Annotated in this window: 12 protein-coding genes and 1 riboswitch; of the genes, 9 read left to right on the forward strand and 3 right to left on the reverse strand. The window is 69.6% G+C overall.

The window, feature by feature from the left end:
* The first annotated feature begins 1 nt into the window (after position 1).
* A riboswitch (TPP riboswitch) is annotated at positions 2-115 on the forward strand.
* The 3 genes from D7316_RS20270 to thiG all read left to right on the forward strand — a co-directional run bounded on the left by D7316_RS20270 (position 112) and on the right by thiG (position 2,181).
* Positions 112-1,209 (forward strand): FAD-dependent oxidoreductase, encoded by a 1,098-nt coding sequence (locus D7316_RS20270; protein WP_124709856.1) that lies wholly within the window; start codon positions 112-114, stop codon positions 1,207-1,209. It overlaps the preceding riboswitch by 4 nt.
* On the forward strand, positions 1,209-1,406 hold the full coding sequence (gene thiS, locus D7316_RS20275) for a sulfur carrier protein ThiS (RefSeq protein ID WP_124711466.1): 198 nt from the start codon (positions 1,209-1,211) through the stop codon (positions 1,404-1,406). The genes D7316_RS20270 and thiS overlap by 1 nt, the downstream gene beginning before the upstream one ends.
* A complete protein-coding gene (gene thiG, locus D7316_RS20280) occupies positions 1,366-2,181 on the forward strand; it encodes a thiazole synthase (protein ID WP_197718276.1) in 816 nt (271 codons plus the stop codon). The genes thiS and thiG overlap by 41 nt, the downstream gene beginning before the upstream one ends.
* A gap of 30 nt (positions 2,182-2,211) precedes the next feature.
* On the opposite strand, the gene D7316_RS20285 is transcribed toward thiG, so the two are convergent.
* On the reverse strand, positions 2,212-2,502 hold the full coding sequence (locus tag D7316_RS20285; RefSeq protein ID WP_124709857.1) for a DUF1330 domain-containing protein: 291 nt from the start codon (positions 2,500-2,502) through the stop codon (positions 2,212-2,214).
* Positions 2,503-2,570: 68 nt separating this feature from the next.
* Here D7316_RS20285 and D7316_RS20290 point away from each other — a divergent pair, with 68 nt between their 5' ends.
* From D7316_RS20290 to D7316_RS20315, 6 genes are all read left to right on the forward strand, one after another.
* Complete coding sequence (locus D7316_RS20290) at positions 2,571-3,539, forward strand: ABC transporter ATP-binding protein (protein ID WP_124709858.1); 969 nt, start codon at positions 2,571-2,573, stop codon at positions 3,537-3,539.
* Positions 3,536-4,288, forward strand: a complete 753-nt coding sequence (locus D7316_RS20295) for an ABC transporter permease (protein ID WP_124709859.1) — start codon at positions 3,536-3,538, stop codon at positions 4,286-4,288. Before D7316_RS20290 ends, D7316_RS20295 begins: the two co-directional genes overlap by 4 nt.
* Positions 4,289-4,368: 80 nt before the next feature.
* Positions 4,369-6,990: a helix-turn-helix transcriptional regulator gene (locus D7316_RS20300; protein WP_124709860.1), complete on the forward strand. Its 2,622-nt coding sequence runs from the start codon at positions 4,369-4,371 to the stop codon at positions 6,988-6,990.
* Positions 6,991-7,099: 109 nt separating this feature from the next.
* Positions 7,100-9,346 (forward strand): glycerol-3-phosphate 1-O-acyltransferase, encoded by a 2,247-nt coding sequence (locus tag D7316_RS20305; RefSeq protein ID WP_124711468.1) that lies wholly within the window; start codon positions 7,100-7,102, stop codon positions 9,344-9,346.
* Positions 9,343-10,827, forward strand: a complete 1,485-nt coding sequence (locus D7316_RS20310; protein WP_124709861.1) for an HAD-IB family hydrolase — start codon at positions 9,343-9,345, stop codon at positions 10,825-10,827. The genes D7316_RS20305 and D7316_RS20310 overlap by 4 nt, the downstream gene beginning before the upstream one ends.
* Positions 10,824-12,266: a wax ester/triacylglycerol synthase domain-containing protein gene (locus D7316_RS20315; RefSeq protein ID WP_124709862.1), complete on the forward strand. Its 1,443-nt coding sequence runs from the start codon at positions 10,824-10,826 to the stop codon at positions 12,264-12,266. The genes D7316_RS20310 and D7316_RS20315 overlap by 4 nt, the downstream gene beginning before the upstream one ends.
* A 4-nt stretch (positions 12,267-12,270) precedes the next feature.
* Here D7316_RS20315 and D7316_RS20320 read toward each other — a convergent pair whose 3' ends face one another.
* Together D7316_RS20320 and D7316_RS20325 are read right to left on the reverse strand one after the other, a co-directional pair.
* Entirely contained in the window at positions 12,271-12,936 is a 666-nt protein-coding gene (locus D7316_RS20320; protein WP_124709863.1) for a phosphoribosyltransferase, read from the reverse strand.
* A gap of 5 nt (positions 12,937-12,941) precedes the next feature.
* A complete protein-coding gene (locus tag D7316_RS20325; protein ID WP_124709864.1) occupies positions 12,942-13,391 on the reverse strand; it encodes a nuclear transport factor 2 family protein in 450 nt (149 codons plus the stop codon).
* Between the last annotated feature and the right edge of the window lie 103 nt (positions 13,392-13,494).

Here is a 13,494-nt window from a genome sequence, read left to right on the forward strand (position 1 = left end):
GCGGGCAAGACACGGGAGCCCGGGGTACGGCGGGCTGAGAGTGCGGGTCGAGCCCCCGCTGACCGTTTGACCTGATCCGGGTAATGCCGGCGAAGGAAGGATGCCGTCATCGTGACCGTTCACCGATCTGATCCGCGCCCGCGGGCACTCGCCGTCATCGGCGGCGGGGTCATCGGGCTGACCTGTGCACTTGCCGCCGCCGACGCCGGCCGTCGGGTGTGCGTGTACGACGCGGGCCCACATGCGCGCGCGGCGTGGGTCGCCGCGGGGATGCTCGGTTCACTCGGTGAAGGCCACCCCGGTGAGGATGAGTTGCTGGCGCTCTCGGTCGACTCCGTTCGCCGTTGGCCCGACCTCCTCGCGCGCCTCGGTGACCCGGCCGTGTCGGCCGCCGCCGATTCGTTGTTCGTCGCGGGCTCGTCGACCGACGCCGAACACCTGTCCACGCTCGCGGAGTTCGTCTGGGCCCGACAGCCGCGGGCGCATGACGACCTCCGGCCGGTCGGCATCGCGGAGATCCGCCGGATGGAACCAGGACTCAGCTCGCGCATGCACAGCGGCTACCTGGCCGTCGGTGAAGGTGCCGTGGACAATCGGCGCCTGATCGACCGGTTGCGGGCGGCGCTGCTGGATGCAGGAGGCGAGGTCGTCGAGCAGCGAGTCGATGATCTGGGCGCCCTCGCGGCCGACGACGTACTCGTCGCCGCGGGGCTCGGCACCCGCTCGCTGGTGCCCGACGTCCGGCTGCATGCCGCCAAAGGGGAGATCCTCCGGCTGCGGCGCACCCGCTGGTCGGTGCCGCCGCCGTCGCGCGTGATCCGTGCGCGGCTGCACGGCCGGTCCGTATACCTGGTGCCGCGCGACGACGGAATCGTCGTCGGTGCAACCCAATACGAGCCGTTCGACGAGGCGAGCGCACTGCCCGAGGTGGGCGGCGTGGCCGACCTGCTCGCGGACGCGCTCGAGCTGATGCCGGGCCTGCGGACCTACGAACTGACCGAGGCCGGTGCCGGCCTACGCCCGTGCTCGGCCGACGGACTGCCGATCATCCGGCGCGTGGACGAGCGGGTCGTCGTGGCCACCGGCCACGGCCGCAACGGAATCCTGTTGGCGCCGTACACCGCCGACAGGGTGATGACGCTGTTGGACGGGCCGGCCGAGGCCGGCCGCGACGAGGTGGCCACGTCCACCGGAGGAGTGAAGCGATGATGACCATCGTCGTCAACGGGGAGGCAACCGATCTCCGGCCCGACGCATCGGTGCGCGACCTGGTCGCGGTGCTGGGCTTGCCGGATCGCGGGATCGCGGTCGCGGTGGACGGGGAGGTGGTGCCGCGCGGCCGGTGGGATCGGTTGCTGTGCAACGATGCCCAGGTCGAGATCGTCACGGCGGTGCAAGGTGGCTAGCGGGATCGCCGCGGCGACGGATGCACCCCTGCGGATCGCCGATCGGGAACTGACGTCGCGGCTCATCATGGGTACCGGAGGGGCCGCCAATCTCGCTGTGCTGGAGCGGGCGCTGGTCGCCTCGGGTACAGAACTCACCACGGTCGCGCTGCGTCGGGTCAGCCCCGAGTCGCGCACCGGGATGGTCGAACTGCTGCGCCGCCTGGACATCGCGATCCTGCCCAACACGGCCGGCTGCCGCACCACGGCCGAAGCGGTGCTGACCGCACAGCTCGCCCGGGAGGCCGTCGAAACCCATTGGGTGAAACTGGAAGTCGTCGCCGATGAGCGGACCCTGCTGCCGGACGCCATCGAACTGGTCGACGCGGCACGGGCTCTGGTCGACGACGGTTTCGCCGTCCTGGCCTACACCAACGACGATCCCGTGCTGGCCGCGCGCCTGCAGGACCTGGGGGTGGCCGCGGTGATGCCGTTGGGCTCGCCGATCGGTACCGGGCTGGGCATCGCCAACCCGCACAACATCGAGATGATCGTCGCCGCGGCAAGCGTGCCGGTGATCCTCGACGCCGGGATCGGTACGGCCAGTGACGCCGCGCTCGCGATGGAACTGGGCTGCGATGCAGTGCTTCTCGCCTCGGCGGTGACCCGCGCCGACGACCCCGAGCGGATGGCCACCGCGATGCGGCACGCCGTGATCGCCGGCCGTCATGCGGCCGGCGCCGGCCGCATGCCCAAACGATTCTGGGCGCAGGCGTCGTCTCCGGTACGGGAGTAGTCGAGTCTGCGCAGGCTCGGTGGGGCCGGATCAGTCCGCGTCGACCCGCCAGAGTTGCGTGCGGGCGACACACTCGTCCCGACGTCCGGCCATCGCGGCCCGGCGCGGATCGGCCATGTAGGACTCGAACGCGGCATCGTCGTCGAACTCGATGATCTGTGTCTCGCCGGGGTGCGTGTCGTCGGGGTCGACGCTGCGAACCCGGGTGACGACGCGACCTCGGTGTTCGTCCACCAATCGCAGGACGTCGTCTTCGTAGGAATGCAACTCCGCTGATCGCCCGTCGACAGGCCAGAGCAGCACGGCAAAGGTGACCGACACCTGTCCGACGTTACCCACCCTGCGTGTGCATCCGTCCCGCCGGCGCCCATCGTGGCTATGGTCGTGGTGTGCTGAAAGTCGAGAATCTGACCAAGGTTTTCGGGCAGGTGCGTGCCGTCGACGATCTGACCTTCGATGTCCGGCCCGGTGTGGTCACCGGATTCCTCGGACCCAACGGGGCAGGCAAGTCCACGACGATGCGGATGATGCTCGGACTCGACCGGCCGACGGCCGGTACCGCCACCATCGACGGTCGCCCGTACCGCGAACTCGACCACCCGTTGCGGCAGGTCGGCGCGCTGCTCGACGCCGCGTGGATTCATCCGAACCGGAGCGCGCGCTCGCACCTGCGCTGGATGGCCGCCTCCAACGGCATCCCGGCTCGCCGCGTGGCCGAGGTCATCGACCTGGTCGGTCTGTCGAGTGTCGCGGCCAAACGTGCCGGCGGATTCTCGCTGGGCATGAAGCAGCGTCTCGGTCTCGCGGGGGCACTCCTCGGCGATCCGCACACCCTGCTGTTCGACGAACCGGTCAACGGACTCGATCCCGAGGGCATCGTCTGGATCCGCGGATTCATGCGCCACCTCGCCGCCGAGGGCCGCACTGTGCTGGTGTCGAGTCACCTGCTCACCGAGATGTCGCTCACCGCAGACCATCTCGTCGTCATCGGGCAGGGCCGTCTGATCGCCGACAGCTCGGTCACCGATTTCACCAGCCGGGCGACGAGCAGCGTGCGGGTGCGGAGCCCGCAGCTCCCCGATCTGCACCGCGTCCTCGCCGAGGCCGGTCTTGCCGTGGTGCCCGGTGCCACCCCCGACGGGCGGCCGACCTTGTCGATCACCGACGTCTCCACCGAGCAGGTGGGCGACATCGCGGGCCGTGCCGGCATCGTGCTGCACGAACTCACGAGCACGAGCGCATCACTGGAAGAGGTCTTCATGTCGATGACCGCGGGTGCGGTGCAATACCAGGGCGGCGGGCCGCCCGCGCCGGGGCCGGTGCATCCAGGCCAGTGGGGACAGGGGGGCCGGCAATGATCGCCGTGATGAACGCCGAGCGCATCAAACTCACCTCCACCCGGTCGCCCTACTGGTGTATCGCCGTCGTCGCCGTCCTCGCGATCGGGGTCGCCGGCCTCACCGGTGCGACCACCAGCGGGCAGCTGGCGCCCACGCCGGGCGAGGCCGCCTGGACGGCATTGGTCGGGCTGAACGCCATCGGCGTGCTCGTCCTGATGATCATGGCCGTGCTGGCGGTCACCAGCGAATATCGGTTCGGGACCATCCGCACGACCTTCCAGGCGACGCCGAAGCGGTCGAATGTGCTGCTGGCAAAGGCGGCCGTGTTCGGCGGACTCGCGATCGTGGTCACCGTCGTGCTCGCCGCACTCGGGGTGATCCTCGTCCGCGCGCTCGCCGGAGCGTCGAGCGGCATCGAACTCGGCGACAGCGGGGTGCTGCGGCAGATCTGGGGCACCCCGGTCATCGCCGCCCTGTATGTCCTCATCGGCCTGGGCGTCGGGGCCATCGTGCGGCACACGGCCGGGGCGATCGTGATCGTGTTGATCTGGAATCTGGCCGTCGAGACGATCCTGACCATCCTGCCGAAGGTCGGCCCGCATATCGCGCCGTTCCTGCCGTTCGCGAACGGTTCCCGGTTCCTCAACGGGACACTCGACGACACCGACTATCACTGGAACGCCTACGGCTCCCTGATCTACTTCGCCGTGTTCGCGGTGGCGGTGTTCGCGATCGGGATCGTGGTGACGGATCGTCGCGACGCCTGAGCCGACGACTCTGGGAACGCACGTACTCAGAAGTCTCGGTGAATGCCCCGTGAACTGGGCAGACGGACTAACATTTGGCCATGTCGTCGAACTGGCCGTTGGTCGAGCGCGAGAAGGAGTTCCGCATCATCGCGGCCGCTCTGCGCGGTGAGACGGCTGCGTGTGGCGTTGTGCTGACCGGGGATTCGGGGGTCGGCAAGACCACCCTCGCCCGCCATGTCACCGCCGCGCTCGACGGTGGGGTGCGCTGGGTCGCGGGCACCGAGTCGGCCCGCAGCATCCCGCTCGGGGTGTTCGCCCACTTGGTCGGGCCGGCGACCACCAGTGACCCGGTGACCTATCTGGCCGCGGCACGTGAATCCCTGCTCGCCGACGGCAATGTCGTGATCGGCGTCGACGACGCGCACCTCCTCGACGAACTGTCCGCGACGCTGCTGCATCAGCTCGCCATCGACCGCGCCGTGCACATCGTCGCGACGGTGCGCAGTGGTGAGTCGGTGCCTGACGCCGTGACCTCACTGTGGAAGGACAACCATCTGACCCGGATCACGTTGTCGCCGTTCACGAAACATCAGAGTGTCGAGCTCATCGAGTCGGTGCTGGGCGGGCAGCTCGAGGGACTGTCGGCCGATCTGATGTGGGAGGCCTCCGGCGGCAACGCGCTCTTCCTGCGCCATCTGGTGGAAGGTGCCCGGCAGGCCGACACGCTGCGCCAGGTCAACGGTGTGTGGCAACTGCGCGGCCGGGCGGCCATCACCTCGGAACTCGCCTCGCTGCTCGAGAACAGGATCGACCAGCTCGACGACTCGGTGCTCACCGTCCTCAAGTATCTGGCGCTGTGCGAGCCACTCGACATCGATGTCCTCTCCGACCTGGCCGGGGAGGAGGCGGTGGAGGAGGCGGAGATCGCCGGGCTGGTCCGCATCCTGCGCGACGGACGCCGGCTCAACGTCGCGTTCAACCATCCGCTGTTCGGTGAGGTGATCCGGCATCGGCTGGGGCTCGCGTCGGGTCGACGGCTCCGCGGACGGCTGGTCACCGCGCTGCAGTCGCGTGGCACCGACAGCGCCGCCGAGCGGATCCGGCTCGCCGATCTCGCGCTCGAGAGCGACGTCGCCCTCGACCCGACCCTGATGAGCGCCGCCGCGCGGGACGCACTCGGATTCGCCAACGCGCCGTTGGGGGAGCGCTTCGCGCGGGCCGCGGTCGCCGTGGGCGGCGGCGGCCTCGAGTCGGCCGAACCGCTCGCCCGGGCGCTGATGTGGCAGGGCCATGCGGGTGAGGCCGACGCGGTCCTCGCCGGTTTCCGGCCCGACGACCTCTCCGAGATCGAGTTGCTGCCGTGGGGGATGGTGCGATTCGCGACGATCTTCTGGGCGCTGGGAGACGCCGATCGGGCCGACGAGATCCTCGCGATGCTGCAGGAGAGGGTCACCGATCCGTACCTGGCGCTGGTGGTGAAGGGCGTCGCGTCGGTGTGCGCGATCTTCGAGAACCGCGTCGACGAGGCGATCGCGTTGTCCGACGAGGTCCTCGACGCGCCGAGTCCGTCGCCGTGGGCGGTCGAGTGGGCGGTCTTCGGCGGTGGTCTCGCACGGGCGCTGTCCGGACGGGGGGACGAGGTCGCGGCGCTGGCCGCGCGCGCTCGGATCGCGGAGGCGACGACCGACGGCCTGCTGCGATTCCCGGCCGGGTTGGGCGAGATCCTGGCCCTCACGCTCACCGGCCGGCTGGACGAGGCCTCCGCCCGCACGGAACGGTATGTGCGGTTCTCCAACGTCGGCCAGTATCTCGGGTGGGGTATGGCCGGCATCCTGGTGTCCGTGGTCGAGATGGCGCGCGGCGACAGCAGCGCGGTGACCCGGCGTATGGAGCAGACGCTGGCCACCCTCGACAGCGGCAACGGCGCCGCCGAATCGTGGAACTATCCGGCGCAGTTCTACCTGGTCCAGGCGCTCAGCGCGGGCGGTCGTATCGAACCCGCGGAACAGGCGTTGCGCAAGGCCGACCGCAAGTTCGGTCGACACATCGCCGTCTTCGGGCCGATGCTGACGATTGCGCGCTCGTGGCAGCAGGCCGCGGCCGGCACCGTGTCGCTCGCCGTCGAGACGTCGCAGACCGCGGCGGCCGACGCACGTGCGACGGGGCAGTTCGCCATCGAGGCCGAGGCCCTGCACTCGGCCGCCCGGTTCGGCGACGCGTCCGCCGCCGGCCGCCTCCGGGAGCTCGCCGGGCGGCTCGACGGGCCGTTGGCCGCGGCCTATGCGAGTCACGCGGAGGCGCTCGCCGCCGGCGATGCCGTCGAACTCGACCTGTGCGCCGGGGAGTTCGAGGCGCTCGGGTACCTGCTGTCGGCCGCGGATGCGGCTGCACAGGCGAGCGTCCTGCACGAGGCCGCCGGCTCGCGCTCGGCCACCGTCGCGTCCGCCGCGGTCGCCAATCGGTTGGCGGCCGAATGCGGTGGCCTCCGGACGCCGGCGTTGATCGAAGCGGCCCAACCTCTTCCGCTGACCACCCGCGAACGCGAGATCGCGAACCTGGTGGCGGCCGGGCTCTCCAACAAGCAGATCGCGGAGCGACTGACGGTGTCGGTCCGTACCGTCGAGGGCCACATCTACCGGGCGTGCGCCAAGCTCGGCGTCGCCGATCGATCCGAGATCGCCGCGCTGTTGCTGAAGTCCGCCCGACCCCCGACCGACTGATCGCCGGCACCTCGTCATCGAAACCCCTTCGGCGCGGGCACCGGACGGGCGACAATGAGCCTGCGTCGGGGGGTGCGGACGTGAGAGGTGGTCGGTTGTGGGTGACTCGATGGTGCTGGCGGAGGTCCGTACGGCATGTGAGCTGCGTGCGGTGACGGAGTGGGCGGCGGAACGACATCCCGACGCCCCGGTGCGGCCGGCGCAGGGCATCGACCTCGACGGCCTGTCAGCGGACACCGTGCTGATCCCCGCGCGGGTCGCCTGGCTGCCGCCGGTACGCAAGGGCGAGCGTCGGGTGTCGGTCGCCGACGTGCTGGTCCTGTCCAATCCCCGGCGGCCGCTGGCGGTGACCCAGCCCGTCATCAAGCGCCGCAGGCCCGATCGCCTGCGCGTCGTCGAGGGTGAGCCGGCGACGGTCGCCGATCTGCGCCGACGATATGAGCAGCATCTGGCCGAAGGCGAATCGTTCACCGCCTACGTCACGGTGCAGGCGTCGCTGTCGGCCGAACGCGCCGAACGCCAGATCGTCGGTGACCGCTACAAGGTGCCGCGGCTGGTCGCCGAGCAGATCAGCACGTCGGCCCGCTTCCAGGCGGGCGCCGCGAAGCTGGCCGCCGAACTGGGTCGGCCCGCGGCAGTGGTGGTGCAGGAGGCGACCGACAAGATGTCGACGTTCGTCGCCACCCAGAGTCGACTGATGGACGACATCTTCTCGTCCGTGTTCAGCAATCTGCACGAGCGCACGTGGACGGTGTCGGTCGATCTCGGCACTCTCAACCGCCTGCGTGAACTCAACAAGTCGAGCGGTCTGGTGTTCCTGCCGTCGCATCGGTCCTACGTCGATCCGCTGGTCCTGTCGGAGGTGTTGCGCAGCCACGACTTCCCGCCCAACCTGGTACTGGGCGGCAACAATCTGGCGTTCTGGCCGGTGGGCCCGATCGCGCGCCGGGCCGGGATGATCTTCATCCGCCGCAAGTTCGGGTCCGATCCCGTCTACAAGTTCGCGATGCGCTCGTACCTGTCGTTCATCGTCGAGAAGCGCTTCAACCTCGAGTGGTACATCGAGGGCGGTCGGAGCCGAACGGGCAAGCTGCGCAAGCCGATGCTGGGTCTGCTCGCCTACGTCGTCGACGCGGTCGAGCAACTCGACGACGCCGACGTCATGATCGTGCCGACGTCGATCGTGTACGACCAGCTCCACGAGATCGGCGCGATGGCCAAGGAATCGGCAGGCGGGAAGAAGAAGCCCGAGGGTGTCGCCTGGCTGCTGAAGTATGCGAAGGCGCAGCGGGACTATCTGGGCGAGGCGAGAGTGCGCTTCGGAGAACCCTTCTCGCTGAGGCAGGCGCTCGCCGAGTCGGGCGAGGGGCGCGCGAGGCTGGAGAAGGTCGCGTTCAAGGTGATGGACGAGATCAATGCCGCCACCCCGATCTCGGCGACCTCGCTGGCCGGATTCGCGTTGCTCGGCGCCCGCGACCGCGCGTACACCGCCGCCGAGATCGAGGCCATCCTCGCACCGCTGCTCGAGTACATCGATCGCCGCGGTCTACCCGGCCCCGACCCCGAACTGTGCCGCGGGATCGGCCTGCGCCGCACCCTCGGCGTCCTCACCGAAGAAGGGGTGTTGACCCGCTTCGACGAGGGCCCGGACACGGTGTGGTCGATCGCGCCGGACAGCTACGCGGTCGCCGCCTACTACCGCAACGGCGCCCTGCACCACTTCGTCGACCGGGCCATCGTCGAACTCGGGATGCTCGCCGCCGCCGACGGGGCGCTCGAGGACGACGGTGCCGGTGAGCTGCTGCCGTCGGCGCAGCAGGAGGCGCTGCGCATCCGCGATCTGTTGAAGTTCGAGTTCTTCTTCCCGGCCAAGGACGCGTTCCTGCACCGGCTCGGCGCCGAGCTCGACCTCATCTCGTCGGAGTGGCGTGACGTCCGGCCCGACCAGGCGTGGACCGAGCGCACGCTGCGGGAACACGGCGGGTCGCTGGTCGCACGACGCACCCTCCAGCCGTTCTTCGACGCGCAACTCGTCGTCGCCGAAAGCCTGGTGTCGGCAGGCGCCGAGACGTCGATCGACAAGGAGGCACTGCTCGACGCCTGTCTCGGACTCGGGCGGCAACTGTCGCTGCAGGGCGTGGTCCGCAGTCGCGACTCGGTGTCCAAGGAGTTGTACGACGCGGCCTACCAGTTGGCCGACAACCGTGGTCTCGTCACCGGCGCCGACGTCGACGACCTCGTGGCCGGACGGCAGGCCTGGCTCGACGAGGTGAATCTGATGCGCGACCGGCTCGCCCGGATCGCCGCCATCGAGGCGGAACACTTCGGTGAGGCCCTGCGAGGGCTGCGGCGATGAGCGCGTTCACCGACCGGCTGCGCGAGATCCGTTCAGCACCCACCGGGAAGAAGATCGGCGCGTTCTTCGACTACGACGGCACCCTGATCGAGGGGTTCTCGGCCGTCGCGATCACCCGGGCACGGGTGCGCAGCATGGAGTTCGGCCTCGGCGAACTCGGCGATTTCCTGCTGATCGGTCTGCGCGGGGTGAAGTCGGAGCAGGACTACGCCGAGGTCCTCGAGGCGACCAAGCCGACCTTCGCCGGTAAGACCTATGCCGAGATGCTCGAGTTCGGCGAGCACCTGTTCACCCACGAGACCGCGGCACAGCTGCGTCCACAGATGTGGCAGATTTTGCGTGCCCACCGGGAGATGGGGCATCGGATCGTGATCGCCTCGTCGGCGACGCGATTCCAGATCGAGCCGATCGCCCAGGCGATCGAGGCCGACCATGCGCTCGCGACCGATGTGGAGGTTGTCGACGGGATCGTCACCGGCAAATTCCTCGGCCGCCCGCTGTGGGGTCCGGGGAAGGCAGCGGCCGTGCGTGCGCTCGCCCGCGAGCACGACGTGGATCTCGACGCATCGTTCGCCTACAGCGACGGCAACGAGGACATCCCGTACCTCGAATCGGTGGGTCACCCGGCCGCGGTCTCGCCGCGGCACGGACTGCGGGCGGAGGCGGAGGCCCGCGGCTGGCCGATTCTCGACCTGCGGAATCCGTCCTACAACCGGGTGGCCATGGCCGCGAGGACCGGGGCTTTCTATGGGTCGTTCATCGGCTCGGCGGCGCTCGGGTTCGTCGGCGGTCTCGTGCGTCGGGACCCGAACGTGCTCGTCGAGTCGGCGATCCCCACCGGCAACGACGTCGGTCTCGCGCTGGCCGGTGTCGGCGTGGACGTCCTCGACGGCGAGGAGTACCTGACGTCGGACCGGCCGTGCGTGTTCGTGTTCAACCATCAGTCCAAGCTCGACCTCCCGGTCATCATCCACCTCGTCCGCCGTGACGCGACCGGCGTCGCGAAGAAGGAGGTCAAACGGGTCCCGGTGCTCGGCCAGATCCTCGATGCGGCCGGGCTCGTCTTCATCGACCGCGCCGACGCCGGCAAGGCGATCGAGCAGTTGCAGCCCGCCGTGCAGAAGCTGCGGGACGAGGGGGTGTCGCTGGTCGTCGCGCCGGAGGGCACCCGGTCGTCGACGCCGCGGATCGCACCCTTCAAGAAGGGCCCGTTCCACATCGCGATGCAGGCCGGCGTCCCGGTGGTACCGATCGTCCTGCGCAACACCGGCGAATTGATGTGGCGCGGTTCGCAATTGATCAAACCCGGCACCGTCGAGGTGAAGGTGTTGCCGCCGGTCGACACGTCGGACTGGCGCCCGGAGACCGCCGGGGAGCATGCCGAGGAAGTGCGCCAGATGTTCCTCACGGCACTGGCCGACTGGCCGGTCGAGTCCTTCGAGGACGGCCGGATGACCCGCTCGATGAAGGGACGCCCATGAGCGATCACGCCGACCAGCCGCTGGACTGGGCCAACGAACCGCACATGAGCCCGGTCGACGCGCTGATGTGGCGCGGCGACACCGATCGGCGCCTGCGCGGCACCATCAGCATGCTCGAGATCTACGACTGCGTACCCGATTGGGACCGCCTGATCGCCGCGCACGAATGGGGCAGCCGGATGGCGCCGCGCTTCCGGCAGCGCGTGGTGGATTCGCCGTTCGGTACCGGAACCCCCAGCTGGGCCGTCGATCCGGACTTCGACCTGCACTATCACGTGCGGCGGATACGGCTCGCCGGCGACGGCTCGTATCGCGAGCTCCTCAGCATGTGCGAGCAGTTGGCGATGACCGCACTCGATCCGGCGCGGCCGCCCTGGGAGGGCACGCTGATCGAGGGGCTGCCGGACGGCAAGGCCGCGTACTTCCTGAAGGCCCACCATGCGCTCACCGACGGTCTCGGCGCGATTCTCGGTCTCGCCCAACTGCATTCGACGTCGCGTGATCCGATTCCGGGGAAGCCGCAACCGCCCAACCCGGACCCGGTGAACATCTCCGCCCTCGACGTGCTGGGACGCCAGTTCGGCGAGGAACTGCAACGACTCCCGCACCGGGTGGACACCGCGTTCCGCGGGGTGCTGGCGCTCACCCGTCCGCGCCGCGCATTGAGCGAGGCCCTGCGGTACGGCCGGTCGGTGCCGCGGGTGGCGGGACTGGTCACCGCGCCGGGCTCTCCGCTGCTCGCCGAGCGCAGTGTGTCGTGGCGGTTCACCGCGTTCGAGGTGCCCTTCGAGGATCTGAAGGCGGCCGGCAAGGCGGCCCGGGCCTCGGTCAACGACGTCTACCTCGCGGGGCTCATCGGCGGGTTCCGGTTCTATCACGACAAGCTGGGGCAGCCGGTCGAGGCGATCCCGGTGGCCATCCCGATCTCGGTCCGCCGTCCCGAGGATCCGGCGGGTGGCAATCGCATCGCGGTCGGCCGGATGGCCGGACCCGTCGGCATCGCGGATCCGTTCGAGCGGGTGCTCACCATCCGTGAGCAGGTGCGCGCCGCCCGCACCGAACCCGCGGTGGACATCTTCAACACGCTCGGCTCGGTCCTCGCGTGGTTGCCCGGCCAGGTGCTCGCCCAGTTCAGCGGGGCGACGACGATGAACGACCTGCAGGCCAGCAACGTCCCGGGCATCCCGTGGGACACCTACGTGGCCGGGGCGAAGGTGGAACGGATGTTCCCGTTCGGCCCGCTACCCGGCTGTGCGGTGATGGCCACGATGATCACCCACAACGGCATCGCCTGCCTCGGCGTCAACCAGGACGGCGCGTCGATCACGGATGTGGATCTGTTCTCGGACTGCCTCGTCGAAGGGTTCAACGAAGTGCTCGCGTTGGGCGCCGAGACCCGCGCCGACGCGATGTCGGGTTCGTTGCGTCGGGTGGTCTGATCCGTCAGGGCGTGCGCAGGCAGCGCCGGACCTCGTCGTCGTCGACCTGGCGGAAGTCGTCGTAGGACTGACCGACGGCGTGGAACGGGTCCGGGGTCGTCACGCACACCACCGCGCCGACGGTGGGGTCGGCGTCGAATCGATCGATGGTGTCGGCGGGGGCGGTGGGCACCGCGACCACCACGGCGGCCGCCCCCGCGGCGTCGGCCGCGCGCACCGCGACCGCCATCGTCGACCCGGTCGCCAATCCGTCGTCGACCAGGATCACCGTGCGGTCGGCCAGTGAGAGTGGTTGGCGGCCAACGCGATACCGTGTCTCGCGCTCCACCCGGACCGCATCCTCCCGGTCCACGATCGATCGGAACTGCTCCGCCGACACACCCAGCCGCCGGGGCACATCGTCGTTGACGACGATCTCCCCGGCGGCGATCGCACCCATCGCGAACTCCGGCTGCCCCGGGGCACCGAGCTTGCGCACCACGAGCGCGTCGAGCGCGGCGCCCAGCGCATCGGCGACCTCGCGGGCCACGGGCACACCGCCGCGGGCCAGCCCGAGCACGACGATGTGTTCGGTCGGGGTGTCGGTGACCAACGGTTCGCGGCGCAGACGGTCGGCGAGGGCCCGGCCGGCGTCCCGACGGTCCGCGAAGACCACTGCCCGCCACGACATCGTGGTCAGATCCGGATGGCCGGGCCGACGTCGAGTGCGAAGCTCGGCAGATCGTCGAGGCTCAGCTTGGCCTCGTAGGTGCGGTCGTAGCCGGTGGCGCAGATCCGCCAGCCGGCATCGGTCTTGCGATACCGGTCGCTGTAGAAGGCCGCGCCGAAGAGCATGAACTTGAAGTCGGGCACCATCACGCGGTCCTGCAGATACCAGCGTCCGGTGGCCTCGTCCCCCTCGACGTCGATCTCCGGATGGTCGACCCGGTGCTCGGTGATCACCGCGGGGCCGACCGATGTCCGCATGAAGTCGACGAGCTCGCCCCGGTTGGTGAACGCGAGACTCGACCCGTAATCGCCGGTCACGTCCTCGGTCAGCGTCCCTTCGAACACCTCCCAGTCCTTGGTGTCCAGCGCACGCAGATAGCGGTATTTGAGAAGCTTGATCGCCTCGACATCGTCCATGCTCCACATCTACCCGTAACCCGCCCACGGCAATCGGAAATCCACTGATGCCAACCGCTCCTTCGCCGTCGGGAACCCGGCCCGGAGGCCGCCGGCGCCACCA

The organism is Gordonia insulae (genome assembly GCF_003855095.1).
Classification (GTDB): Bacteria; Actinomycetota; Actinomycetes; order Mycobacteriales; family Mycobacteriaceae; genus Gordonia; species Gordonia insulae.